General features: G+C 54.7%; 17 protein-coding genes and 10 pseudogenes. 4 read left to right on the forward strand and 23 right to left on the reverse strand.

Annotated elements, in window-relative coordinates; all coding sequences use genetic code 11:
- Positions 1-71 precede the first annotated feature (71 nt).
- From D5085_05915 to D5085_06020, 22 genes and pseudogenes are all read right to left on the reverse strand, one after another.
- Positions 72-563 carry a phosphatidylglycerophosphatase A gene (locus tag D5085_05915; GenBank protein ID QEP42709.1) on the reverse strand — a complete coding sequence of 164 codons (492 nt, stop codon included), beginning with the start codon at positions 561-563 and terminating at the stop codon, positions 72-74.
- The gene (gene thiL / locus D5085_05920) at positions 556-1,524 is read right to left on the reverse strand and encodes a thiamine-phosphate kinase (protein ID QEP42710.1); all 969 of its coding nucleotides are present in this window, start codon (positions 1,522-1,524) and stop codon (positions 556-558) included. Before thiL ends, D5085_05915 begins: the two co-directional genes overlap by 8 nt.
- Positions 1,521-1,970, reverse strand: a complete 450-nt coding sequence (gene nusB / locus D5085_05925; protein ID QEP42711.1) for a transcription antitermination factor NusB — start codon at positions 1,968-1,970, stop codon at positions 1,521-1,523. The genes thiL and nusB overlap by 4 nt, the downstream gene beginning before the upstream one ends.
- The gene (locus tag D5085_05930) at positions 1,970-2,446 is read right to left on the reverse strand and encodes a 6,7-dimethyl-8-ribityllumazine synthase (GenBank protein QEP45068.1); all 477 of its coding nucleotides are present in this window, start codon (positions 2,444-2,446) and stop codon (positions 1,970-1,972) included. Before D5085_05930 ends, nusB begins: the two co-directional genes overlap by 1 nt.
- Before the next feature lie 8 nt (positions 2,447-2,454).
- Entirely contained in the window at positions 2,455-3,573 is a 1,119-nt protein-coding gene (gene ribB / locus D5085_05935) for a 3,4-dihydroxy-2-butanone-4-phosphate synthase (GenBank protein QEP42712.1), read from the reverse strand.
- Between the two features lie 21 nt (positions 3,574-3,594).
- Positions 3,595-4,257: a riboflavin synthase gene (locus D5085_05940; protein ID QEP42713.1), complete on the reverse strand. Its 663-nt coding sequence runs from the start codon at positions 4,255-4,257 to the stop codon at positions 3,595-3,597.
- Position 4,258: 1 nt separating this feature from the next.
- A complete protein-coding gene (ribD, locus tag D5085_05945) occupies positions 4,259-5,350 on the reverse strand; it encodes a bifunctional diaminohydroxyphosphoribosylaminopyrimidine deaminase/5-amino-6-(5-phosphoribosylamino)uracil reductase RibD (protein QEP42714.1) in 1,092 nt (363 codons plus the stop codon).
- A 3-nt stretch (positions 5,351-5,353) separates the two neighbouring features.
- Positions 5,354-5,827 carry a transcriptional repressor NrdR gene (gene nrdR, locus D5085_05950; protein ID QEP42715.1) on the reverse strand — a complete coding sequence of 158 codons (474 nt, stop codon included), beginning with the start codon at positions 5,825-5,827 and terminating at the stop codon, positions 5,354-5,356.
- Between the two features lie 28 nt (positions 5,828-5,855).
- Complete coding sequence (locus D5085_05955; GenBank protein QEP42716.1) at positions 5,856-7,109, reverse strand: serine hydroxymethyltransferase; 1,254 nt, start codon at positions 7,107-7,109, stop codon at positions 5,856-5,858.
- Positions 7,110-7,365: 256 nt separating this feature from the next.
- Positions 7,366-8,343 carry a hypothetical protein gene (locus D5085_05960; GenBank protein QEP42717.1) on the reverse strand — a complete coding sequence of 326 codons (978 nt, stop codon included), beginning with the start codon at positions 8,341-8,343 and terminating at the stop codon, positions 7,366-7,368.
- Between the two features lie 157 nt (positions 8,344-8,500).
- The gene (locus D5085_05965) at positions 8,501-11,152 is read right to left on the reverse strand and encodes a VCBS repeat-containing protein (protein ID QEP45069.1); all 2,652 of its coding nucleotides are present in this window, start codon (positions 11,150-11,152) and stop codon (positions 8,501-8,503) included.
- Between the two features lie 687 nt (positions 11,153-11,839).
- A pseudogene (locus D5085_05970) lies at positions 11,840-12,997 on the reverse strand (tandem-95 repeat protein).
- Between the two features lie 168 nt (positions 12,998-13,165).
- Positions 13,166-13,474, reverse strand: a pseudogene (locus D5085_05975) (hypothetical protein).
- A 258-nt stretch (positions 13,475-13,732) separates the two neighbouring features.
- Positions 13,733-14,026 (reverse strand): annotated as a pseudogene (locus tag D5085_05980) (hypothetical protein).
- 258 nt (positions 14,027-14,284) lie between these two features.
- A pseudogene (locus D5085_05985) lies at positions 14,285-14,578 on the reverse strand (hypothetical protein).
- Between the two features lie 258 nt (positions 14,579-14,836).
- Positions 14,837-15,130: pseudogene (locus D5085_05990) on the reverse strand (hypothetical protein).
- Between the two features lie 258 nt (positions 15,131-15,388).
- Positions 15,389-15,682: pseudogene (locus D5085_05995) on the reverse strand (hypothetical protein).
- Between the two features lie 258 nt (positions 15,683-15,940).
- A pseudogene (locus D5085_06000) lies at positions 15,941-16,276 on the reverse strand (hypothetical protein).
- Between the two features lie 462 nt (positions 16,277-16,738).
- Positions 16,739-17,599, reverse strand: a pseudogene (locus D5085_06005) (hypothetical protein).
- A 326-nt stretch (positions 17,600-17,925) separates the two neighbouring features.
- Complete coding sequence (locus tag D5085_06010) at positions 17,926-18,240, reverse strand: hypothetical protein (protein ID QEP45070.1); 315 nt, start codon at positions 18,238-18,240, stop codon at positions 17,926-17,928.
- Positions 18,241-18,879: 639 nt separating this feature from the next.
- Positions 18,880-19,038 (reverse strand): annotated as a pseudogene (locus tag D5085_06015) (protein licA).
- Between the two features lie 412 nt (positions 19,039-19,450).
- Positions 19,451-20,182: pseudogene (locus D5085_06020) on the reverse strand (hypothetical protein).
- A gap of 264 nt (positions 20,183-20,446) precedes the next feature.
- Between D5085_06020 and D5085_06025 the strand changes: the two are divergent.
- From D5085_06025 to D5085_06040, 4 genes are read left to right on the forward strand one after another with little or no spacing between them, the layout of a single operon-like run.
- A complete protein-coding gene (locus tag D5085_06025) occupies positions 20,447-22,861 on the forward strand; it encodes an EAL domain-containing protein (GenBank protein QEP42718.1) in 2,415 nt (804 codons plus the stop codon).
- Positions 22,862-22,911: 50 nt separating this feature from the next.
- Entirely contained in the window at positions 22,912-23,301 is a 390-nt protein-coding gene (gene queF, locus D5085_06030) for an NADPH-dependent 7-cyano-7-deazaguanine reductase QueF (GenBank protein QEP42719.1), read from the forward strand.
- Between the two features lie 15 nt (positions 23,302-23,316).
- The gene (gene cysZ, locus D5085_06035; protein ID QEP42720.1) at positions 23,317-24,063 is read left to right on the forward strand and encodes a sulfate transporter CysZ; all 747 of its coding nucleotides are present in this window, start codon (positions 23,317-23,319) and stop codon (positions 24,061-24,063) included.
- Positions 24,053-24,520, forward strand: coding sequence for a response regulator (locus D5085_06040; protein ID QEP42721.1), 468 nt, complete (start codon positions 24,053-24,055; stop codon positions 24,518-24,520). The genes cysZ and D5085_06040 overlap by 11 nt, the downstream gene beginning before the upstream one ends.
- Before the next feature lie 3 nt (positions 24,521-24,523).
- On the opposite strand, the gene D5085_06045 is transcribed toward D5085_06040, so the two are convergent.
- Entirely contained in the window at positions 24,524-25,306 is a 783-nt protein-coding gene (locus tag D5085_06045) for a hypothetical protein (GenBank protein QEP42722.1), read from the reverse strand.
- Between the last annotated feature and the right edge of the window lie 62 nt (positions 25,307-25,368).

Genomic DNA, 25,368 nt, shown 5'->3' on the forward strand with positions numbered 1-25,368 from the left:
GGTGGGCGGTACGGCGTCAGTTTACCCCAGCGGGGGAGAATATTGAATCTCTCTTTACCCAAACTCCCCCTCTAACCCATAACGCTAGCGGCAGTCTGCAGTAGCGCTAAGGCCACCAAGCCGGCGACAATATCATCCGCCATAATGCCCACCCCCCCTAGTAGATGGCGATCTAGCCAGCTAATCGGCCACGGTTTGAGAATATCGAGTAGCCGAAAGAGTAACAGAGCGACCAGCAACCACCCCCAGTGCGGCGGCAACCACAGCAAGGTAATCCAGAGGCCGACAAATTCATCCCAAACAATCGCCGGGTGATCGTGCACCCCTAGCCGTTTAGCCGCCTGATGGCAGATAAAAACGCCGGCCACCGCCGCCCCCAACACCAACCAAGGGTAGAGGGTCGGGAGGGTATAGATCATCAAAAAATAGAGCGGTAGCGCCGCCAGCGTGCCAAAGGTTCCAGGTGCCTTAGGAGCCAACCCCGACCCAAAGCCGAGCGCGAGTAGCACCACCGGATCTCGTAGCGCCGCGGGGGAGATGGGCTGATCGTTGCTTTCAGAAATGGCGATACCCTCCAGCAGCGACTATCGTCGCCACTCGACTCCCCCCCTGCCACCAACTGACTCCCTGCGCCGGTGCCACAATCTCACCAATAGCAGTCAGCGCCAGCCCTAACCTATCGGCTAACTGCGCTATATTGGGCGTTAACTCAGCAGCGGCGCTAAAACAGAGCTCATAGTCGTCGCCTCCATTAAACCAGTCGGTCAGACTCGCACCCGACCACTGTTGCAACGCCACGGATCTAGGCAGCTGACCGATATCGACCTTAGCACCAACGCCACTTAGGCGGCAGAGGTGGCCTAAATCGGCCGCCAAACCATCAGAGATATCGATAGCCGCAGAGGCTAACCCTGCGAGCGCTAGACCCGCCTCCACCCGAGGGGTTGGGCAGGTCAGTCGCTCAATGAGCTGCTGCTGCCAAGGTTCGCTGCGCTGCTGCTGCTGCCAGAGGGTTAAGCCGGCGGCAGCATCGCCAATCGTGCCGGTGAGATAGAGAGTATCGCCCACTTTAGCGCCACTGCGCCGCAGCGCCCTCTCGGCCACGACGGTGCCGAGCGCCTGAATCGTCACCGCCAATCTATCGCCTCGCACAGTATCGCCACCAATGAGGGCGACCTGGTACCGCTGCGCCAGCCTAAGCATCGCCTCAGCAAAGGGAGCCAAAAAGTGCTCATCGGCCCTAGGTAGGGTCAACGAGAGGGTAAACCAGCGTGGTCTCGCCCCCATCGCCGCAAGATCGCTTAAATTGACCGCTAGCGCTTTATGGCCGATAGTTGCTGCGGTGGCATCTTCGGGGAAGTGGACTCCCGCAATGAGGGTATCGGTGGTCACGACCAGCGCCTCTGCCGATGGGACGGCCACCAGTGCACCATCATCGCCGATACCGAGTAGTGGTCGATTCTCCCCCTCTATCTGCGGGGCAAAATAGCGCTCTATTAGCGCAAACTCATTGAGTTGAGTCAACGGCGCTGCCCTGCTGCCACCTCATCGGCTCGCACCTGTTGAGCTAGTTTATGCAGTACCCCATTCACATAACGATGTCCCTGCTCGGCACCGTAGATTTTAGCTAGTTCGACCGCCTCACTAATCGCAACCCGATAGGGGAGCTCGGGGCAGTAGAGTAACTCAAACAGCCCAATGCGCAGCGCCGCGAGCTCGACCGGATCGAGAGTGGCAACATCGCGATCCAGCAGCGGCTGGCATAGATCATCGAGCTGCCTGATATTGGCCGGAATCTCATGTAACAGTCGGCTAAACAGCTCCGGATTGACACTATTGAGCTGCCCATCCTCCAAAAACTGGCGCTCAATCGTCGCCAAATCACTCCCAGAGAGCTGCCACTGATAGAGCGCCTGTAGCGCCCGATGACGCGCCTCGCGCTTACGATTAGGTTTAACTTTTTTAACCATTAACCCAAATGACGCAGTAGATTGACCATCTCTATCGCCGATAGCGTCGCCTCTACCCCCTTATTGCCCGCTTTGGTACCAGAGCGCTCGATCGCCTGCTCAATGGTATCGACAGTTAAGACACCGAAAGCGACCGGAATTTGGTGGGTAAGCGAGACGGTAGCTAGCCCCTTGGTACACTCACTAGCGACATACTCAAAGTGGGGCGTGCCGCCACGAATCACCGCGCCGAGGGCGATAATGGCATCCACCTCCCCCCGTCTTGCCACCTTTTCGACCACTAAGGGGATCTCAAACGCCCCTGGGGCACGAATAATCGTCAAATCCTCCTCCGCCGCACCGTGGCGCTTAAGGGTATCTAGCGCCCCTTCGAGCAGATGCTCGACCACAAAACTGTTAAATCGTCCGACCACCAAGGCAAATTTGGCCCCATTGATGGTCAACTCCCCCTCTAGGGTCTTAATGGCTGTTTGCATCATATTAGTTACTCTTCACTACTCCAAACATACTCAGTCACTTCCAATCCAAAACCGGAGAGGGCGTGCATCTTCTTCGGCGCACTCATCACCCGCATCTGTTTCACCCCCTGATCGAGCAGAATTTGTGCACCGATACCATAGGTAAATAGATCTTCGGTATAACGGGTCGGGGGCGGAGGCTCGCCACGATCGTCATCGGCATAACTCTCCACTTGGGCAATGAGATCATCGGCCGACTCGTGCTGACGCAGAATCACCACAATCCCCCTCCCCTCACTCTCGATTTGGCTCAACACACTCTTAAGCGGCCAGCCGCAGTGGCCGCGCCGGTTGCCAAACAGATCACAAAGGGTGTTTTGTACATGTACCCGCACCAGTACCGACTCCTCTGGCGAGATATCACCCTTAATGAGCGCAAAGTGGGCCTGCTGATTCACCTCGCTCTGATAGACCGCCAGCCGAAAATCGCCGTATGCGGTCGGCATCGCACACTCACTAATGCGTCTGACCGAGGGCTCGTTATGGAGTCGATAGTGAATTAGATCGGCCACCGTGCCAATCTTTAGCTGATGCTCTTTAGCAAACAGCTCTAAATCGGGACGACGCGCCATGGTGCCATCCTCGTTTAAAATTTCGACAATAACCGCCGCCGGCTCCATACCGGCCAGACGAGCTAAATCGCAGCCCGCCTCGGTATGGCCAGCCCGATTGAGCACCCCACCCGGCTGCGCCATGAGCGGAAAGATGTGCCCCGGCTGCACAATATCGGCCGGCCCCGCCGCTGCGGCGACGGCGGCTTGAATCGTCTGTGCTCGATCTGAGGCCGAAATACCGGTAGTCACCCCCTCAGCCGCCTCGATACTAACGGTAAAGTTAGTCCCGTGAGCATCGTTAGTCGTACTGACCATTAGCGGTAGATTGAGTTGCCTACAGCGCTCTCGCGTTAAGGTCAGGCAGATAAGACCGCGCCCATATTTGGCCATAAAGTTAATATCTGTCGCCTGACAACAGGAGGCGGCCATAATGAGATCGCCCTCATTTTCGCGATCCTCATCATCCATCAGGATCACCATCTTTCCTTGACGAATATCTTCGATAATCTCTTCAATGGTATTAAGTTGCATAGATACCCTGTTAAGTTAACTCTAGGGGCGCCAATAACCATTGGTCGCCAAAAATGCCTCTGTCATAGAGGCTTTATTGTCAGTAACCTCCGTCGATGGATAGAGCAGCCGCTCCAGATAGCGGGCCACCAGATCGACCTCAATATTGACCCAGGAGCCACTACGAAGCCTATTTAGCGTCGTCTCGGCGGCGGTGTGAGGAACAATATTGAGGCTAAAGCTCGCCGTATCGACCCCAGTGACCGTTAAACTAGCGCCATCGATCGCCACCGACCCTTTCGGTGCTAAATAGCGCAAAATATCGCCTTGAGCGCCAACTCTCAGCCGCTGCGAACGGCCATCGGCCTCGATCGATAGCACCTCGCCGACGCCATCGACATGACCACTGACTAAATGGCCCCCTAAGCGGGTTGAGAGGGTGAGCGCCTGCTCCAAATTGACCGCATCGCCGCTCTTTAATCGCCCTAAAGTGGTATGGTGCAGCGTCTCGGCCGAAATATCGGCCTCGAACTGCCCCTGCCCTAACCGCTCCACGGTCAGGCAGACGCCGTTAACCGCGACACTGTCACCTAACCGCAGTAGAGTCGCGTCGATACGACCTGTCGCGATGGTAAAGCGGCGATCTCTACCGCTAGACTCCACCGCCAACAGCCGCCCTACTGTCTCGATAATGCCGGTAAACATGCTAGCGACTCGGTTTAGGGCGTAGTGTCAGCCGCCAGTCGTGGCCAAGCGGACGAATATCGACCAGCTCAAGCTCAATCGCCTGCGCCAGTTCGGTTAGCTCTGGCAGATGAAACAGCCCCCGAGCGCTATTTCCCAGCAGTTTCGGGGCCATATAGATCACCAGCTCATCCATAAATCCGCCAACTAACATCGAACCGGCCAGCGTCGCCCCCGCCTCTAGGTGGATCTCGTTACACTCCCGCTCGGCCAACTGGTGTAGTAAACCGGCTAAATCGATCACATCGACCACTCCTGACGGTAGATAGAGAATCTCCGCCCCCTGCTGTTGCAATGGCAGATAGGCCTCACTCTCTTGACTCGTCGTCGCAATGACTACCCTCGCCCCTGGCTGCAAAATGTTGGCATTAACCGGGGTGCTTAGATGGGGATCGAGTACCACCCGCAGCGGTTGGCGGCTTACCCCTTCAAGACGAACATTCAGGCGCGGGTTATCCGCCAAAATAGTACCAATACCGGTCATCATCGCCGAACTGCGTGCCCGCAGCCGCTGCCCATCGAGCCGCGCCGCCTCAGCGGTGATCCACTGACTCTCACCCGAGGCCATCGCGGTACGGCCATCCAGACTCATCGCCAGTTTACCACGAACCCACGGCAGAGCACTGCGGTGGCGTTTAAAGAAGCCGGGATTCAGCGCCTCTGCCTGCGACTGCAAGACCCCACTCACCACCTCAATGCCTGCCTGCTGTAGCCGCTGCAACCCTCTGCCCGCGACCTGCGGATTAGGATCTTCGCTAGCGACAACGACCCGAGCCACACCCGCCGCGATTAGGGCGTCACAGCAGGGAGGGGTACGGCCATGATGGGCACACGGCTCTAGGGTGACATAGGCACTTGCCCCTGTCGCCTGCCCTTTAGCGCGATTTAGCGCCACGATCTCAGCGTGTGGGCCACCGGCACTATGGTGCCACCCCTCGGCGATAATCTGCCCCGCTTTAGCCAATACCGCCCCGACCCGAGGGTTCGGATCGGTGCTATAGAGCCCCTTTTGCGCTAGCTGAAGTGCCCGAGCCATTAACGCCTGCTCGTTCATCAGCTACAGCTCTGCACCCGTGTCAGTCTGCTGCTGCATTCGTTCAATCTCCTCTCGAAAGGCGTTTACATCTTTAAAGCGACGATAGACTGAGGCAAAGCGGACATAGGCCACCTCATCGAGCTGCCGTAGCTGCTCCATGACCCACTCACCAATTTGGCGCGACGGAATCTCCCGTTCGGCTTGATTACGAATCTGCTGTCGAATCTGTTTAATCGCGGCATCGATATCATCACCGGCCACCGGTCGCTTCTCCAGCGCCCGCATCATGCCGCTATAGAGCTTCTGCTCATCGAAAACTACCCGCTCGCCACTGTTTTTCACCACTAGCGGCATCTCCATCTCAGCCACCTCAAAGGTGGTAAAGCGTTCGCCACATCCACTACAGCTACGCCGCCGCCGTACCGAATCGCCCTCGCAGCTCAGGCGTGAATCGACCACTTTGGTATCGGCACGGTGGCAGAAGGGGCAGTGCATCACAGCGACTCACAACCACGCTCTGGGGCTATTCGTACACCGGTAGGCGCGAACAGATGTCGGTGACCTTCGCTCTGACAGCCTCAATCCCCGCCGCTTCGCCACCAGCGTCAATAATGTCACACATCCAGCCCGCTAGCGCTATCGAATCGTCGCGAGTAAAACCGCGAGTGGTGATCGCCGGTGTACCGATGCGAATGCCTGAGGTGACAAACGGCGACTGCGGATCGTTTGGCACGGCGTTTTTATTGACGGTAATGTGGGCCTCTCCTAACCAGCGATCGACCTCTTTACCAGTGAGCTGCTGCTTAATAAAGCTCACCAAAAAGAGGTGGTTATCGGTACCGCCTGAGATGACCTCATAACCGCGCTGCATAAACACCTCTGCCATCGCGCGGGCGTTATCGATCACCTGCTGCTGGTAGTGCTTAAACTCCGGCTGCAGCGCCTCTTTAAATGCCACCGCTTTAGCGGCAATCACATGCATCAGCGGCCCACCTTGGGTGCCGGGAAAGATAGTGGAGTTTAGTTTTTTCTCTAACTCCGGATTGGCTTTGGCCAGAATAATCCCCCCGCGCGGCCCTCGTAGTGTCTTATGGGTGGTCGAGGTAGTCACATCGGCAATCTGTACCGGATTCGGATAGAGCCCTGCCGCGACTAGCCCCGAAACATGGGCCATATCGACCAGTAGCCACGCCCCGACACTATCGGCGATATCACGAAAGCGCTGCCAGTCAACCACGCGCGAGTAGGCTGAAAAGCCGGCCACAATCATCTTTGGCTGATGCCTCTTAGCTAGCTGCGCCACTTGATCGTAATCTATCTCGCCACTTGTCTCATTCAGACCATACTGCACCGCATGGTAAATTTTACCGGAGAAGTTCACTTTGGAGCCGTGGGTCAGGTGGCCGCCATGGGCTAAAGACATCCCTAGCACCGTCTCCCCCGGCTGTAGCAGCGCCATATAGACCGCCGCATTAGCTTGGGAGCCCGAATGGGGCTGCACATTGGCGTAGTCGGCACCAAAGAGCTGCTTTACCCGCTCTAACGCTAGCTCTTCGGCACGATCAACATAGTCACAGCCGCCGTAGTAGCGCTTGCGGGGATAGCCTTCGGCATATTTGTTGGTTAGGACCGAACCTTGCGCCTCCATCACCGCCGGACTGGCGTAGTTTTCTGACGCGATGAGTTCAATATGCTCCTCTTGACGACGACTCTCCTCATCCATGACCTGCCAAAGCTCCGGATCAAGGCTACTTAGGGTGACATTTCTATCAAACAAAATTAGATCTCCTCAAGGTGGTACAGGGTGGCACAGCCCAACGGGCCGCTAGGGTACCCTAAAGTGGCTGGCGCTACAAAGAAAAAAGCCCCATACCGGGGCTCTATTATTCAAGTTCCGTTTTATTTGTCTGAAAATTCAGATTCCTTTCGGGCATCAAATGTCCTCTTTTTCTCTCCTCCCCCTCTGTTTTGGATTTTTTTTGTAACCTAAAAGATAGTTACCCCCCAACGGGGGGCAGCGGCAAAGCCAACACTTACTCCCAATAGTCCTGTTTCACCTCACCACCGGCGACGCCAATCAGTACCCGCCGTGCGGCCTCAGGCGACTCGACGATATTCATAAAGCTATTCTCCCCCATCATCGATAGTTCGGGAAAGTTAATCGCAATCCTAAAACGGTAGTAGAGTGAGTAGATCTTGCCATCGCCATTAACCAAAATCTCAACCGGCAGGTGGGCGGTTGCCTTAAGCGGGTTAAAGTCGATCTGTCTCATAATGAAGTCGTCACTCATTAACTCAGAACCGCCACGGCTAAGATCCATATCGACCCCGAAGATAGTCTGATCTTTGCCCGGAATATCGAGTCGATAGACCTTATGCGCCCCTCCAAGACCTTGGTTGAGATTGTTTTCAACGATCTTAACCGCATCGCTATAGCTACCTTGCTCTGCGAGAAAGTGTTGAGCTATCGCGTCAAACTCCTCCATACCAAACATATATTTGTAGCTGCGCAGCTTACGGGTACTGAGCGCTTGATTCGATCCGAACTGCTCCTCCGCCCCCAAAATTGAGTTAAGCTGTGCGGTCACCCCCTTCACCACCTCTTCCGACTTCTCATCCATCCGATAGACATGAAAGCTATAGACAGGATTGCTGTAGCTGATCTGAATCACCCCCTCTACCTCAGTCATGCCGATTCGAACCATCGCCCCATAGCCGCCAAACTCCGATTTAGCCGCCACCTGCAGCAGCTCTGGATGGGTAATCACCACCACTCGCGCACCATTGTAGGGGGAGTAGCTCGCTAAAATTTTGTAATTTCCGGCGGCTAGTTTCTGTTTCACCTCCGATTCGATTTTGGTTAGATCGCCATTGGTTGTATAGGCTAAATAGAACGGTTTGTACTTCTCTCGGGCAGCGTGGGCAGCCGATACGGTCAGAATAGACAGCAGTAGCAGCCAACATAGTCTTCTTAGCATGAGTTCTCCTCCTTTTTTCCAGCGCTCAATCATCCGTAGCGCTCTTTAGGCAGCACAATACTTGCTTATTGATCCGCTTGTCAATCAATTTTTTTATGTAAGTTAATGAAAATATTATAGTTAATTAATATACTAATGCTAGGTTAATCACGCTCGTGCGGCCCCTGCTGCACGAGCTATTTGCGATCTGTTACACCAACCCAACCGGTACAACGGTTAACTCATCATCGACTAACAATCCGACCCCACTACCGGCTGTATAGTAGCTATAACTCTGACCACCGAAGGTATAGTTATCAGTCGAATCGAGCCACTGCTGGCTTAAGTTGAGAGTATCGGTTGCCGTACCCTCAATCACCATGTGGGCACTATGCGAAATGGTCGCATCGTCAATAATCTGCTGCACCCCATCGCTCATCTGCAACACATCCTCTAAGCGTAAGCCAGTGGTAGCAGCGCTATTGCCAAGGGTGTCGCCACCATCCATCTGAATCTTCTCAATCCCCTCCACCCTCGTCCGAATCGCTTGGGTATCGAGCACTACCGTGCCGCCATCTAGCAGTAGCGTGTCGAAACCGTTGCCGCCCTCCAGACGGGTAATGTTGGGGCTGACCAGCTTGAATAGATCGTTACCAGAACCGCCATAGGCGATGCTCCAATCAGGGTGAACACTAATCTCGTCATCCCCCGCCCCTGCAACCACATGCATCCCCGTTAACATATCATTCGAGGCGCTCCCTAGCGTATCGACCCGCGCTAAAAAATCGCCACCGTAGATAACATGGAGTTCGGCGCTAGCGTAGTCACCGTTGACATTGCCGCCGATCACCAGATCGCTAAAGCCGTCGCCATTGAGATCGCCACCGGCGTGGGCATCACCCACAGCCCCCCCCTCGCCGCTAATCACAAAGCCCTCCACGCCAGAGAACAGATCCGAACTTTGGACGGCGTTATAGTCCCCCCCTCCCTTTCCAAAGACGATATAACTATCACTATAGTCACCAGAACCAGCACCGAAGGCGATATCATCAAAGCCATCACCGTTAATATCCCCAACCCCGTTAAGGGTGGTGATGGTATGATAGCCATCGCCGATAATCTCAAAACCGACGCTTGTCCCATAGCCCATATTGAAATCAGCAATAGAGACACTGCTAATGGTTGGGTGGCCAAACACCACATAGATTCGATTAAGAGCGCTATCGACTAGACCAAAATCGGCATAGCCATCGCCATTCACATCACCGAGCGCCGCCACTGGGCCGCTGAGATCGTTATCCTGTAAGCTGGTAATCTCAAACCCACGATCACTCGATAAAGTTGCCAGATCAAGGCTACTTCCGTTAGCGCTACCGAAGATTAGGTGGGCGTTATTGCTATCGCCGTTAATGAGCATATCATCGAAGCCATCGCCGTTAATATCGCCAACGATGGTGACATTAGCTCCAGTGCTGACAGCCGATTGCGAATCGCTGCGAATGAGATATCCCCCCACTCCCGCTGCGATATCTGAGCCGCTGATAGCGTTATTGTCGCTATTTTTGCCATAGACGACAAAGACGCCACGACTACCAAAAGCATCAATAAAATTAGAGCCAAGCAGCAGATCAGCTAGCCCATCGCCGTTAACATCGCCACCACCGCCAAGAGTCATCACGCCACTTTGGTAGTTAAAACCGCTCAACTGCAAGCCGCGTGCCCCGAGATTACTCAGTTCGAGCGGGGCAATCGTATCACTTGCACCAAAGATGATGAAGGCATCAAGGCTAGCATTGTCGTTGACGACTAGATCGGCAAAGCCGTCACCATTAAAGTCGCCTAAAGTGCGCAGCGTCTCACCGCTATAGCTACCTGCCGCACTGCCGTGGATGGCGAACCCCTGCGTGGAGCTCAAGCCGTTATAGAGATCAATCGTCTCCCCCGTAGGTGAGCCATAGATCACCCAGGTGGTGCCAGCTGCCTCTGAGTTACTAACCAGATAGTCAACATAGCCATCGCCGTTAATATCAGCTACCGCGACCTCTCTGCCCAGAGTGCCTATGGTCGCCGAGTCGTGAAGATAGCTGACCTTCAGGGTATCCGGTAGCGGACGCACGCCCTCCCCCTTCAACATACCAGCATCAAGCATCACCTCGCGATAGAGAAGATCGACCGTACCGAGACTACTCAATTCGCCATCACTAAGGGTGTAAGTAAAGCTGATAGGATTGTTGATGAGTTTAACTTCAATAGGATAGTAGGAGAGATCTGTCAACGGTGTAGGCACATTGAGAACCCAGTACTCCCCATCGACAGTCAAATAGCCATCTCCCTTACGATAGAGGGTATCGTCGAGCGCGACAACCAGTGTCTCGCTGCCGCTACGCTGTATCGTCCCCATCACGGTCGGCGTGAGCGAGCTGCTGTCATAGGTGCTAATCGTCACCCCCGGCATCGCCTCAACGCTAATCAAGAGCTCGCTGCTAGTTGCATCGCTCAGGCCATCGGCCACCACCTCCACCTCATACGCCCCCGATGGGAGAGGGGTCGCGCCGCTAAGATCGAGCTTCCAGAGCGTATCATTCAGGGTCAACTCCGGCGCAACGCCCAGCGTATAGGTCACTGCGTTAACGGTAACCGATAGCGCCGTCGTACCTAAGGGCGTACTCCCCATAAGAATCGGGGTTGTGTCGCTGGTATTATGAACCACCACCGTTGGTAGCTCGCTAAGGAAAGTATTAATCATCAGCCACGATAGATCCATTGCGCTGTAACTGCTCGGCACGGTGGTGCTCAAGTTAATCCAGTTACCCTCAAGAGTGATGTTACCGCTGGTAGAGCTAGGGGCTTCAATGGTGAGCATCGCGGCCCCCTCCGGATCGCTGTCGTTAGCGAGTAGTGTGGCGGTATCGATCTTCAGTGTCGTGTTGAGAAAGGGGATCAGGTTCAACCTATCACTCTGCGCGATGGGCGCTTCGTTAATGTCATTCACCTCAATGCTCAGAGTCAACGAGTCACTCAATGGAGTGCTACTATCATCTGTCACAACAATATCGACGCTATAGCTGCTCTGAGTCTCATAGTCGGCGCTAGCGTTGAGGGTCAGCTCGCCGGTTAAGCTATCGATAGTCAATGCGCTAGCATCAGTGCCTGCTATGCTATAGGTGAGCGCAGAGGCGCTATCTGCATCTGTGGCGGTAGCGGTGTAAACCACAGTGCTAATGTCGCTATTTTCATCGACGCTGGCACTGCTACCACTGGTTATGATGGGAGCGTCGTCAACCGAATGGATGGTGAGATCGATCTGCTGTGTCGTTGTACCACCCAAGTCATCGGTGACAGTGACGGTGAAGCTGTCACTACCAAAATAGTCGGCATTAGGGGTATAACTCCAGAGGCCACTGGCAGGATCGATGGTCGCGCTGCCATTACTGGCACTGCTTGTCACAGCAAAGAGGTTACCGCTAGTCAGCCCATCAATGTCGTTGGCACTTAGGGTACCGGTGATGGGGCTGGCTCCATCCTCATCGCCGCTGCCAGTTAGGTCGCCGCTAAAGGTGGCGCCATCATCAATGGGATTGACCGTTACCACAATCAGTTGAGTGGTGGTACCGCCCAAATCATCGGTGATGGTGACGGTGAAGTCATCACTGCCAAAATAGTCGGCATTAGGGGTATAACTCCAGAGGCCACTGGCAGAATCGATGGTCGCGCTGCCGTTAACGCCATCGGTAGTCAGCGCAAAGTAGCTACCATCGTTCAGGCCTTCACTATCACTAGCGATCAGAACGCCGCTAATCGGTACTAGAGCATCTTCATCACCCTCGCCTGTCATATCACCACTAACGATCGCCATATCGTCAAGCGGGATAATCGTTAGCATGACTGCGGCCTCTGCTGTGCCGCCATTACCATCGCTAATTTGGTAGATAAAGCTATCCGTGCCATTGTAGTTAGCATCGGGGGTGTAGCTAAAGCTGCCATCGCTATGGAGGGTCAATAGGCCGTGGGCAGCCTCGGCTATCGGGGTGGTGTTAACGCTTAAAATATCTCCGCTATCTACATCGCTATCGTTCAGCAGCAGGTCATCAACGGTGACTATCGTTGTCAAAGTCTCATCTTCGTTGAGAGTATAGCTATCGCCGAGCGCCGTTGGGGCATCGTTGACATCGGTCACCACCACTTCGGTGGTCGCGGTGCCACTGGAGTAGGCTGTGGTACCGCCATTGAGGCTCACATCGGTGAGTTCTCCTGCATTTAAGCCATCAGTTTGATCCCAGCTATGGAAGGTAACGGTCGCGCTCTCGCCATTGGCTTGATCGGGTTCGTAGCGTAGATAGTCTCTCTCCGTCAGCAATAGCGCGGCGGTGCTGCTTAAATGGGTCGGTAGCAGGCTCCAACTTGTTCCTAAATCGGTGGAGTAGCTCCAAACGCCATTGCCGGTTGACCCTATCACGGCGATACCACGAGGCTCTAGAGCACCATCGGGCTCATCATAGACAGCATTGGCAAAAAAGGTCGCTACCTCCATGGAGAGGGTGGAGATATCCTCCTCTATGGTGGTGGTGTGGCTGCCGGAGAGTCGTGGGGCGTCGTTTAGGTTGCTGACTGCGGCGGTGATATTCGACTCCACACTCTCGAAGGTGCCGTGGTCATCGAGGTAGCTCCCTTTGGCTTTAATTTGCTGTCCCACTTCGCTTTGGGTCATGACTAGCGTATTGCCACTGGCTATCAGGTTCCAGCTGCTGCCGCCATCACTGCTACCATACCAGTCGTAGTTGGGAGAGAGACTGAGGCCATCGGCGTCAGTCACTGTGTCGATGATGGTCAAGGTATCCCCCTGTTGTGGGGTCTCGTTTTCAAGCGTCAGGTTACCCGCAGGCAGGTCGTTAGTAGGGGTCACGGTAATAGCGACGGTCGCGCTGGCGCTCTGGCCATCGCTGTCGGTGACGGTGTAGCTAAAGCTGTCGGAGCCATTGTAGTTGGCATCCGGGGTGTAGTCGTAGCTGCCGTCGCTGTTAAATACCAGGCTGCCGTGGGCAACATCGGTTGCAAGGGCAAAGCTAGCGGGAAGTTCGCCTAGGGTGTCGTTGGTCGCTACGCTGTCGCTATGGCTGCTATCTTCTTCAAGGGTGATGCTATCGTCTAGCGCGGTTAGGGGCGGTGAGGTGGGGGTCACGGTAATAGCGACGGTCGCGCTGGCGCTCTGGCCATCGCTGTCGGTGACGGTGTAGCTAAAGCTGTCGGAGCCATTGTAGTTGGCATCCGGGGTGTAGTCGTAGCTGCCGTCGCTGTTAAATACCAGGCTGCCATGGGCAACATCGGTTGCAAGGGCAAAGCTAGCGGGAAGTTCGCCTAGGGTGTCGTTGGTCGCTACGCTGTCGCTATGGCTGCTATCTTCTTCAAGGGTGATGCTATCGTCTAGCGCGGTTAGGGGCGGTGAGGTGGGGGTCACGGTAATAGCGACGGTCGCGCTGGCGCTCTGGCCATCGCTGTCGGTGACGGTGTAGCTAAAGCTGTCACTGCCGTTAAAGTCTGGAGTCGGGGTGTAGTCGTAGCTGCCGTCGCTGTTAAATACTAGGCTGCCGTGGGCAACATCGGTTGCAAGGGCAAAGCTGGCGGGAAGTTCGCCTAGGGTGTCGTTGGTCGCTACGCTGTCGCTATGGCTGCTATCTTCTTCAAGGGTGATGCTATCGTCTAGCGCGGTTAGGGGCGGTGAGGTGGGGGTCACGGTAATAGCGACGGTCGCGCTGGCGCTCTGGCCATCGCTGTCGGTGACGGTGTAGCTAAAGCTGTCACTGCCGTTAAAGTCTGGAGTCGGGGTGTAGTCGTAGCTGCCGTCGCTGTTAAATACTAGGCTGCCGTGGGCAACATCGGTTGCAAGGGCAAAGCTGGCGGGAAGTTCGCCTAGGGTGTCGTTGGTCGCTACGCTGTCGCTATGGCTGCTATCTTCTTCAAGGGTGATGCTATCGTCTAGCGCGGTTAGGGGCGGTGAGGTGGGGGTCACAGTAATAGTGACGGTCGCGCTGGCGCTCTGGCCATCGCTGTCGGTGACGGTGTAGCTAAAGCTGTCGGAGCCATTGTAGTTGGCATCTGGGGTGTAGTCGTAGCTGCCGTCGCTGTTAAATACCAAGCTGCCGTGGGCAACATCGGTTGCAAGGGCAAAGCTGGCGGGAAGTTCGCCTAGGGTGTCGTTGGTCGCTACGCTGTCGCTATGGCTGCTATCTTCTTCAAGGGTGATGCTATCGTCTAGCGCGGTTAGGGGCGGTGAGGTGGGGGTCACGGTAATAGCGACGGTCGCGCTGGCGCTCTGGCCATCGCTGTCGGTGACGGTGTAGCTAAAGCTGTCACTGCCGTTAAAGTCTGGAGTCGGGGTGTAGTCGTAGCTGCCGTCGCTGTTAAATACCAAGCTGCCGTGGGCAACATCGGTTGCAAGGGCAAAGCTAGCGGGAAGTTCGCCTAGGGTGTCGTTGGTCGCTACGCTGTCGCTATGGCTGCTATCTTCTTCAAGGGTGATGCTATCGTCTAGCGCGGTTAGGGGCGGTGAGGTGGGGGTCACAGTAATAGTGACGGTCGCGCTGGCGCTCTGGCCATCGCTGTCGGTGACGGTGTAGCTAAAGCTGTCGGAGCCATTGTAGTTGGCATCTGGGGTGTAGTCGTAGCTGCCGTCGCTGTTAAATACCAAGCTGCCGTGGGCAACATCGGTTGCAAGGGCAAAGCTGGCGGGAAGTTCGCCTAGGGTGTCGTTGGTCGCTACGCTGTCGCTATGGCTGCTATCTTCTTCAAGGGTGATGCTATCGTCTAGCGCGGTTAGGGGCGGTGAGGTGGGGGTCACGGTAATAGTGACGGTCGCGCTGGCGCTCTGGCCATCGCTGTCGGTGACGGTGTAGCTAAAGCTGTCGGAGCCATTGTAGTTGGCATCCGGGGTGTAGTCGTAGCTGCCGTCGCTGTTAAATACCAAGCTGCCGTGGGCAACATCGGTTGCAAGGGCAAAGCTGGCGGGAAGTTCGCCTAGGGTGTCGTTGGTCGCTACGCTGTCGCTATGGCTGCTATCTTCTTCAAGGGTGATGCTATCGTCTAGCGCGGTTAGGGGCGGTGAGGTGGGGGTCACAGTAATAGTGACGGTCGCGCTGGCGCTCTGGCCATCGCTGTCGGTGACGGTGTAGCTAAAGCTGTCGGAGCCATTGTAGTTGGCATCCGGGGTGTAGTCGTAGCTGCCGTCGCTGTTAAATACCAAGCTGCCGTGGGCAACATCGGTTGCAAGGGCAAAGCTGGCGGGAAGTTCGCCTAGGGTGTCGTTGGTCGCTACGCTGTCGCTATGGCTGCTATCTTCTTCAAGGGTGATGCTATCGTCTAGCGCGGTTAGGGGCGGTGAGGTGGGGGTCACAGTAATAGTGACGGTCGCGCTGGCGCTCTGGCCATCGCTGTCGGTGACGGTGTAGCTAAAGCTGTCGGAGCCATTGTAGTTGGCATCCGGGGTGTAGTCGTAGCTGCCGTCGCTGTTAAATACCAAGCTGCCGTGGGCAACATCGGTTGCAAGGGCAAAGCTAGCGGGAAGTTCACCTAGGGTGTCGTTGGTCGCTACGCTGTCGCTGTGGCTGCTATCTTCTTCAAGGGTGATGCTATCGTCTAGCGCGGTTAGGGGCGGTGAGGTGGGGGTCACGGTAATAGCGACGGTCGCGCTGGCGCTCTGGCCATCGCTGTCGGTGACGGTGTAGCTAAAGCTGTCACTGCCGTTAAAGTCTGGAGTCGGGGTGTAGTCGTAGCTGCCGTCGCTGTTAAATACCAGGCTGCCATGGGCAACATCGGTTGCAAGGGCAAAGCTAGCGGGAAGTTCACCTAGGGTGTCGTTGGTCGCTACGCTGTCGCTATGGCTGCTATCTTCATCGACGGTGACTTTATCTTCAACGGCGATGAGAGCAGGCGAGGTCGGCGTAACAGTGATGACTGCGGTCGCTTGAGCAGTCCCACCATTGCCATCGCTAATTTGGTAGGTAAAGCTATCCGTGCCATTAAAGTTGGCATTCGGGCTATAGCTGAAGCTGCCATCGCTATTCAGTATCAAGATACCGTGAGCAACATCGGTCACCGGAGTGGTATTGACGATAAGGGTATCAAGATCGATGTCGCTGTCGTTTTGTAGCAGGTCGTTACTGCCCGCTACTGTGATAAGAACACTATCTTCTTGCACGCTATAGCTATCTACAACAGCAATGGGGATATCATTAATCGGTTCAATCGTCAGGGTAAACGGTTGGGTAACTATCGTGGTGCCATCGGAGACGGCAATCTCAATCACTTCACTGCCCCCCGCCGTCGGTGTGCCGCTGAGTAACGCAGTACCATCACCATTATCGGTAAGAGTCAACCAGTCGGGCTTGGTGACGCTGCTGACAACGAGCGTGGTGTGGTTATCGACATCGCTGACGCTGATTGCATATTGGTAGCTTTGATCCTCTATGGCGCTGGCTATCGGAGTGGAATCAAACTGTGGCGCTTGGTTACTCCCCTCTAGGGTTAGGGTAAGCGTTGCAGTAGCATTCAGATCGTGTGAGTTGGCTATTTGATAGCTGAAGCTATCGATGAGTTGCTCCCCTTCTGCCAGAGCTCTTACTGTTTCGGTCACGGTAAGTCGGTAGAGAAAGTCGCCACTGCTGTTAATAACAATATCGCCATAAGCGCCACTCACCACCTGCTCTATCAAGGTGTCATTACCATTAATGGCGGTCACAGTGAGGGTTGCCCCTTGGGGATCGCTATCGTTGCTAAGAAGGTTACCGGTGGTAATATCTGCGGTAGTGGTTAGCAGATCGTCAGTGGCAACGGGTGGTTTTGTGGCAACCGGTGTGATAGCCACTAGGTTAGATTGCGCCGCTGACACAGCCTGCTCGACGCCGCTTAGGTCGCCGGCAGCCATGGCGGTGTAAAAATCATCCCCCATACCGTCTGCGTAGCTACTCATGGCCGTTGAGATGGTCGCGGTGTCTATCTCTCCGGCTTCGAAGCTCTGATAGAGGATCACGGCGCTATCTACGGCATTACCGACCACTTGGTTCAGCTCTTCAGAGGTGAAACCCTCTAGGAGGGTAGCTAGTTCGCCCTTTTCGGCTACTTTTTGCAGCACTGAGGAGACCGCTTGCATGGCAAATTGGGTCGAGTCGCTGTCGCCGCTAGTGACTTTCTCACTCACTAGAGACCAGAGTTTGGTCGCGCTGGCTTCAAGGGCGTCCTCGTTCTGGTCAAAGTCATCGGCGGTGAGCTGTTCTGGGGTGCGTCCGCCGAGCAGTGACTGTAGCGCACTCTCGCTCATGCCGGAGGCCTTTAGGGTCGAAAAGATCGAGATAGTTACCGTTTCTGTCGGGTTGGTCGGGGCAATAGCGCTTAACGCGCCACTGAAGGGGGTACCGGAGACTGTGTCGGTGCCCCCAGTCACAACGAGTTGTAGGGTATTGCCTAGTGTATTCACTCCACTGGTGACTACACTGCTCTCGGCGGTAGTTAGGCTAAAGTTGTAACTGCCGTCACTATGGGTTGTGGTTGAGGGATCGCTATCTGAAAGCCTACCGTCGCCATCAAAATCGTAAAAGACGATCGCGTCCGCTAGTAGCCCTTTGGCGGCTATACCGGAGGTATTGATCAGCTCAGGCTCAGGATCAGGCTCAGGTTCTGGCTCAGGTTCTGGCTCAGGCTCAGGCTCAGGTTCTGGCTCAGGTTCTGGCTCAGGTTCTGGCTCAGGTTCTGGCTCAGGTTCTGGCTCAGGTTCTGGCTCAGGTTCTGGCTCAGGTTCTGGCTCAGGTTCTGGCTCAGGTTCTGGCTCAGGTTCTGGCTCAGGTTCTGGCTCAGGTTCTGGCTCAGGTTCTGGCTCAGGTTCTGGCTCAGGTTCTGGCTCAGGTTCTGGCTCAGGTTCTGGCTCAGGTTCCGGCTCAGGTTCCGGCTCAGGTTCTGGTTCAGCCACAGTTGAACCTTGGGAGAAGTCCTGCTCTGAAGCTAGGTTACCGTCGCTATTGGGGACTGTTTGGTTCGGTTCGCTGTTCGTTTCGGTCTCTGAAGTCGGGTCGTTACTGGTGGTGTTATCACCGTTTGGGGTATCGGTCGAGGCTTCCCCGTTCGATTCACTCTCCCACGGCTGTTCCGATTGCAGGGTGTCGAGCTGTGTCGCTTGAAACCCCTCTCTCCCCTCTAGCTCGGAGGTCGGCATCGCTGGGCCGCTGTCGGTTCCGCCATTTGATGAGGTGTCGTTCTGTTGGCTCTCTGCCCCCCCCTCCTCTACGGTTGTGTTGGAGAGACCTTCGTTGTCAGTCTCGCTACCGTTCTCTGTTGTCGGAGCTCTCTCTAAATCCGGGGCAGGTTCGGTGGTCGGCTCTGATTCCGATTCTGATCCTGATACTGATTCTGATTCTGATTCAATTTGTGGCTCTGACTCCTCTGTAGCGGCTGTCTCTAATGCCTCTTCGGATTCGCTTTCAGGTGCTGATTCTGGCTCTGGTTCAGGCTCTAGTTCAGACTCTGGTTCAGGCTCTGGTTCAGGCTCTGGTTCAGGCTCTGGTTCAGGCTCTGGTTCAGGCTCTGGTTCAGGCTCTGGTTCAGGCTCTGGTTCAGGCTCTGGTTCAGGCTCTGGTTCAGGCTCTGGTTCAGGCTCTGGTTCAGGCTCTGGTTCAGACTCTGGTTCAGACTCTGGTTCAGGCTCTGGTTCAGACTCTGGTTCAGACTCTGGTTCAGACTCTGGTTCAGACTCTGGTTCAGGCTCAGGCTCAGGCTCTGGTTCAGGCTCTGGTTCTGCTTCCTCTTCCGGTTCGGTTTCGGGCTCTTCTGCCTCGCTCTCCTCGTCTTCTCCCCCTTTTTCATCCCCTTGGGGCTCCTGCTCCTCTCCCTTCTCCTCCGTTTGGCTCTGTTCTGTCGCCTCTTCTGCCTTCGAGGGTTCAGCGGCCTGCTCTTGCTGCTCCTGTTCGTTGGTAGGGTTGGCTGCTTGTCCGGTGATCTGGTTACTCACTCCAGACGAAAAGAGGGTCTGAAATAGCTGTAGGGTATTTTGGTCGGCTTGAAAGATATTGGAGACTCCGCTATCAAGCGTTACTACGGTACCGGTGCCGCTATCTAGCAGTGTCACTAGGCCATCACCATTCAGGTCGGTAATATCTATCACGCCGTCATGGTGAATAAAGGTGGCCTCGCCACTGTCGGGATCGACCTTACCCTCTAGGGAGCTGCCGCGCACTCCAGCTATCGCAACTGGGGTGGTGATGGTGGTGTGTTTGTAACCGGGTTTGAGGGTACCGATTTTGCCGCTGGTATAGCGAAATGCGCCATGAATAACCCCGATTTCGACCTTAACTTCGGTTGTCTCGGGACGGTAGATATACTCATCTAGGGTGGTACGGGTCGATCTGCCGAGGGTGTATTGTGTGCCATCTATGAACTCAATTTTGGCCGTCCCATCAGCGCCGCTAATAATTTGGTCGCCTTTGTAGATATCGCTTCCCGCTTGCAGCGTCACCTCACTGCCGTCGAGACGAATCGCTTTCACTTGACCATCCATTTCAGTGATGCTGCCGATCTTGTCGGCGTGGGGTGGAGTGTTTGGGCCTGCGATCTGCCACGCCTCTCGCTGCCCTCCTACTAAGGCATTGACCATCGCTGGGGTGAGTGAAGCCCCGCTCGGCGTGGTTAATAGGGGCGGGGTCGGGGTGGCAAAGTAGCCCTCTATCGTCTGCACGGTAGCGTCGGCGATACGAATCACCAAATCAATCCCCACCTGGTGATAGCTCCCTTGCAGCAGCAGCGAGGCGTCGGCTAAAGTCACTACCGTGACGCCCTCCATACCCTCTCGCTCAGCTAAAGGCTCGCTCTGCTGCCCTAATTGCGGTAGATTCTCTTCTCTGTTTATGCTGCGCATCGACCCATACCTTCCTCAACCCCCCCGCGACGGAGGCCTGTTAATCCAATGTGTTAATGTTAAGAGTATCCGGCTCAATCGGCTCTCAGCCGGCAGGAACAGAGCCTCTCGACCGCTACAAGTTATACGCGGTGAGCGCTAAAATCAAACCCTCAGCGCTAATTTCACTCCACCCCATTTCCCCTTTTGCTACACTATACGCCACAATGACGAACAACAGTCAAACCGAGTTCACAAAATAGGGCCAAAGCCACTGTGCATAAGATGAAAGTTCTTGTGATTGATTATGTAAAGCTGTTTCAGCGGATAATCGCCACGCTGTTCGATGACGAAGGGCTAATCGCTGTCGCTTGCAACAGCCGTGACGAGGCGCTACGGCTACTACAGCAGCAACACTTTGCCTTTATCTGTATCTCCATGCACCTGCAAGATGGCAATGGTGTGGAGCTCTGTCGCCAAATTCGCACCCTTGAGAGCTATCGCTATGTGCCCATTATCCTCTTTACCTCCGAAACCTCGTCTGAGTTACAACATCAGGCACTCTCAGCCGGCATTACCGATATTTTTCAGAAACAGGCCGATTTAACTGAACTTACCGCCTACATTAAACGCTTCACGCTCCAGTACCAACCCCTTAACGGCCATGTTCTCTACATTGAAGATAACAAGGCGCTCCGGCTAACCACCCTGAAGCTGCTACGAGATAAGGGGCTCTCGGTTGATAGCTTTACCACCGCCGAGCAGGCGTGGCGTGCCTTTAACAGCAAGCGCTACGATCTGGTCATTACCGATATTGTTCTCGCCGGCAAGATGAGCGGAATCTCGTTGGTGAACAAAATTCGCCGCCTTAATGATAGTCGTGGCGATGTGTCGATTCTGGCCATGAGCGGCTTTGACGATATATCGCGCCGCATTGAGCTGTTTCATCTCGGGGTGAACGACTATGTCATTAAACCGATTGTCGCCGATGAGTTTTTGTCGCGCATTCGCTATCTAGTGGGTGCCTCAAGGGCGGTATCGCACCAGGTCAATATGATTAGCGATATGTTTGACCAGAGCCACGATGCGATTTTAGTCCTCAACCACCGCCATGAGATTATCGACGCGAACAGCGCCGCAGGTGAGCTCACCGGCTATGCTGCCGCAGAGCTGCTCAACCAGCCGCTACAACAACTCTTTGCCGCCCCGTTCGATGGTAATATGGTGCCAACAAGCACCCTGCCCTACTGGAGCGGCGAGGTAAAACTGCGCCAAAAACAGGGCTCCACCCTACCGGCCCACCTCATTCTCTACACCCTAAAGAACAGCTCAGGGGTGATGCACCAACACATCACTATAATGCAAGATCTGCGCCAACAGAGGGCAGCTGAGGCACAAATTGAGTATCTTGAGAGCCACGACGCGCTCACCGGTCTGTTTAATCGCCACTCGTTCGATCAACATCTACAACAGCTACTACAGCGCGATCACTCCCAGATAACCCCCGTAGCGCTCCTCTGGTTCCGACTGCTCCATCTGGAGGAGGTTAACCACACCCTCGGCTATCAGACCGGCGATAAAATTCTGATTCGCATCGCCAACCGTATCAAAAATGGGATCGGCTCTAGTGGCACGGTCTATCGTATTACCGGAGAGGAGTTTGCCACCCTCCACAGCCGCAATATCGATCCTAACTGGCTACAGCAGCAGGGGGCGGCGATCCTCAGCACCATCGAAGAGCCACTCTATCTCGAACAGGAGCGAGTCCATTTAAGCGCCATTTGCGGTATCTCGACCTACCCCGATCTGGCTCGTAACCAAGGTGAGCTCATTGCCCAGGCCGAAGCGGCGATGCACTATGCCCGCAGTAGCCATACCCAGCCGGTACAGCTCGCCTCACCGGAGCTAAGTCAGGCGATTCAGCGCCGCCACCAAATTACCACCGCACTCAGTGAGGCGATCGAGGCAGAGCAGCTCTATCTACTCTACCAGCCCCAGTTCGGCCTAACCGAGCAGCAGCAGCCCCATATTATCGGCATTGAGGCGTTAGTACGCTGGCAACATCCGCAGCTAGGGCTTATCTCTCCCGATGAGTTTATCCCCATCGCCGAAGAGCGCCATCTGATGGTCAGCCTAGGTGAGTGGATTATCGAATACGCGCTCCACGACCACCGCCAGATTTTGGCCCATGCGGGGCGTCCCATACGGCTATCGATCAACATCTCACCGCTACAGCTACTACAGGAGAACTTTGCAAAGCAGTTTCTCGCCACACTCACTCGGCACACTATCGCCCCTGACTTAATTGAGGTAGAGGTTACCGAGGGAACCTTTATTGAAGATGCCGAACAGGTTATTCTACAGCTCAACCAGTTGCGGCAGCAGCGAGTCAGCGTTGCACTAGACGACTTCGGCACCGGCTACTCCAGTTTGGCCTATCTAAAAAATCTCCCCATCGACTGCCTAAAAATTGATCGCAGCTTTGTAGAAGATTTAACCTCGGATAGAGATAATCAGGCGGTAGTATTAAGCGCCATCGATCTGGCCAAACATTTTAATTTGCGTATTATTGCCGAAGGGATTGAGCTAAAAGAGCAGGCGTTCTATCTACAGCAGCACCACTGCCATGAGTTTCAGGGCTACTGCTTTAGCCGTCCGATACCGCTTAATGAGCTACTACCGCGACTAGATCCCAACTAACCATTCACTATTCACCATTCACACAACCTAAACGAGAGCGAACCATACCGATGCCACTACAACCTAGCCGAGAACTGGAGACCTTTGTCAACCCGATGCCGGAGCGCGACTATACGATCCGAATCGATATTCCCGAATTTACCTGCCTCTGCCCCAAAACCGGACAGCCCGATTTTGCAACCTTGCAGATAGAGTATGTCGCTGATCTTAGCTGCATTGAGCTTAAAGCACTAAAAGTCTATATCTGGTCCTACCGCGAAGAGGGGGCGTTTCATGAACAGATAACCAACCAAATTTTGACCGATCTAGTCGAGGCGTGTCAGCCCCGTTTTATGCGCCTCACCGCTAAATTTAATGTTCGCGGGGGGATCTATACCACCGTTATCGCCGAACATAGCGCCCCGAACTGGCAACCACCACAGCCTGTTACCCTCCCCTAAACACTGGAGACTCCCATGCCATTTTTCCACGGCCCCCGCTATCTGCTCAAAGGGCTACAGCTAGTTGTTCAGCCGGGCATCCGCCCCTATGTCATTCTGCCGCTTATAATCAATCTGCTGCTCTTTATTGGCGGCACTTGGCTAGCGATGAGCCAGTTAGAGGGGGTGATTAGTCAATGGCTTAGCGGACTGCCCACCTGGTTACAGTGGCTAGAGGGCCTGCTATGGCTACTAGCACTGGCGGTGGTGCTAGTGCTGCTCTACTTTACCCTCACCCTCGTCGGTACCCTCATTGCGGCCCCCTTTCACGCCCTACTCTCGGCGGCCGTTGAACGCCACTACCGCCGAACCCTTGAGGGTGAGGAGCTGGAGCGGCCAATATGGCAAGAGCTTCCCCATCTGTTGCTAGAGGAGTGGCGCAAACTGCGCTACTACCTCGCCCGAGCGATTCCGCTACTGCTACTAATGTTCATTCCCGGTCTCGCCCTCATCGCCTCACCGCTCTGGTTTCTCTTTACCGCTTGGATGGTGGGATTGACCTATCTGGCCTACCCGTTCGATAACCACCATACCCCCTTTGCTCAACAGCGACACTCGCTAGGCAATAGACGCTCTAGCTGTTTCAGCTACGGTCTCACCACTCTACTAGCCACCCTGATTCCCGGCATCAACTTTCTGATTATGCCCATTGCCGTCGCTGGGGCCACAGCGCTCTGGTTAGAGCAGATAGCGCCACAACAGGAGGAAGAGGATGTCGCTTAAAAAAGAGATTCTGCTAGTCGAGGATGATCTGCTCCAGATCGACACCATTCGAGCCATTATTCATACCCTCCCCTCTATCGATAAATTGACCGTACTGCAAAGCGGAGAGGAGGCGCTCGCTTATCTGCTCCCAGCGCAGCCCCATCAACCCCAATTAGAGTCCCTCCCTAACCTGCTACTGCTCGATCTTAATCTGCCTAACCTAAGCGGTCTGGAGGTGCTAAAACAGCTACGCCAACACTCCCGCACCGAGCTACTACCGATTGTGATGTTCACCGCTAGTGGTGATGAGGCGTGTCGTGCCGAAGCCTACCGTCTAGGAGTGAACAGCTTTGTACTCAAACCGGTCGATATAGAGCAGTTTACCCGCGCAGTCGCCCACATGGCGATCTACTGGACTGCCGTTAATGAGAGTGATAACGATGACCAAACTCAAGGGCCGCTAGTGGTGTTATAACCCCTAATCGAGTCGCAACAACTGCTTCTGTAACTGAGCAATAAAGTCAAGAAAGTGGTAGTCGTGGCCTAGCTCATTTAGAAGCGACAGTAGCGGCAGTTTCAGCAACGGCACCTCGCCTCCCGCTATCGCGGCACGAGTCTGCGTGGTTAGAGTTCGAAAGTGGTTCAAAATAATCTGATGCGCCTGCAGATGCTGGCGCAGTTCGGGGTAGTTATGGTTGACCATAAACCCCTCCTCAAAATGGAAGTGGCGCTGCAACACCTGCCCAAACTCGCCTAGATCCTGCAATAACTGAGCCCTCATCGGCCGCCGTGTAAGAGCCGTCTGTAGCTGTGCGAAGAGTCTGAATAGCTGCTGATGCTCTAGCTCAATCTGCTGCAGGTAGTTATCGATCACCACACCTAACTGCCGGTGAACAGTGTGTATAAATCGCTTTGGATCAAACGGCTTTAGCATAATAGCGGCAATCTGCTGCTTAATGAGCTGCTCACTGTCGTAGCGATTGAGCACCGAAGTCAACACCATTAGGGCCGTGCGTGGATAGCTCTGCTTGACATGGGCGACAAAGTCGAGCATATCGATATTAAATGGGTTATCGACTAGCAAGACATCGAGATCGATAATAATGACATCACTATAGTCGCTCTGATTCATACCCGACCAAGCATTATCGATCAATCGATAGTGAGTCAGACGAAACAGATCGCTGCGTAACATATTGGTTAGCAACATCGAATCGACAGGATTGCTCTCAACCAGAGTGATGGAGAAGTATCGTCCCATATTAAAGTGCAATGGCTAGCTGTTCATTGCTCTTGCTTTCCCCCCTCCAACCTCCCCCAGCG

This window comes from Ectothiorhodospiraceae bacterium BW-2, from assembly GCA_008375315.1.
GTDB lineage: Bacteria > Pseudomonadota > Gammaproteobacteria > Thiohalomonadales > Thiohalomonadaceae > BW-2.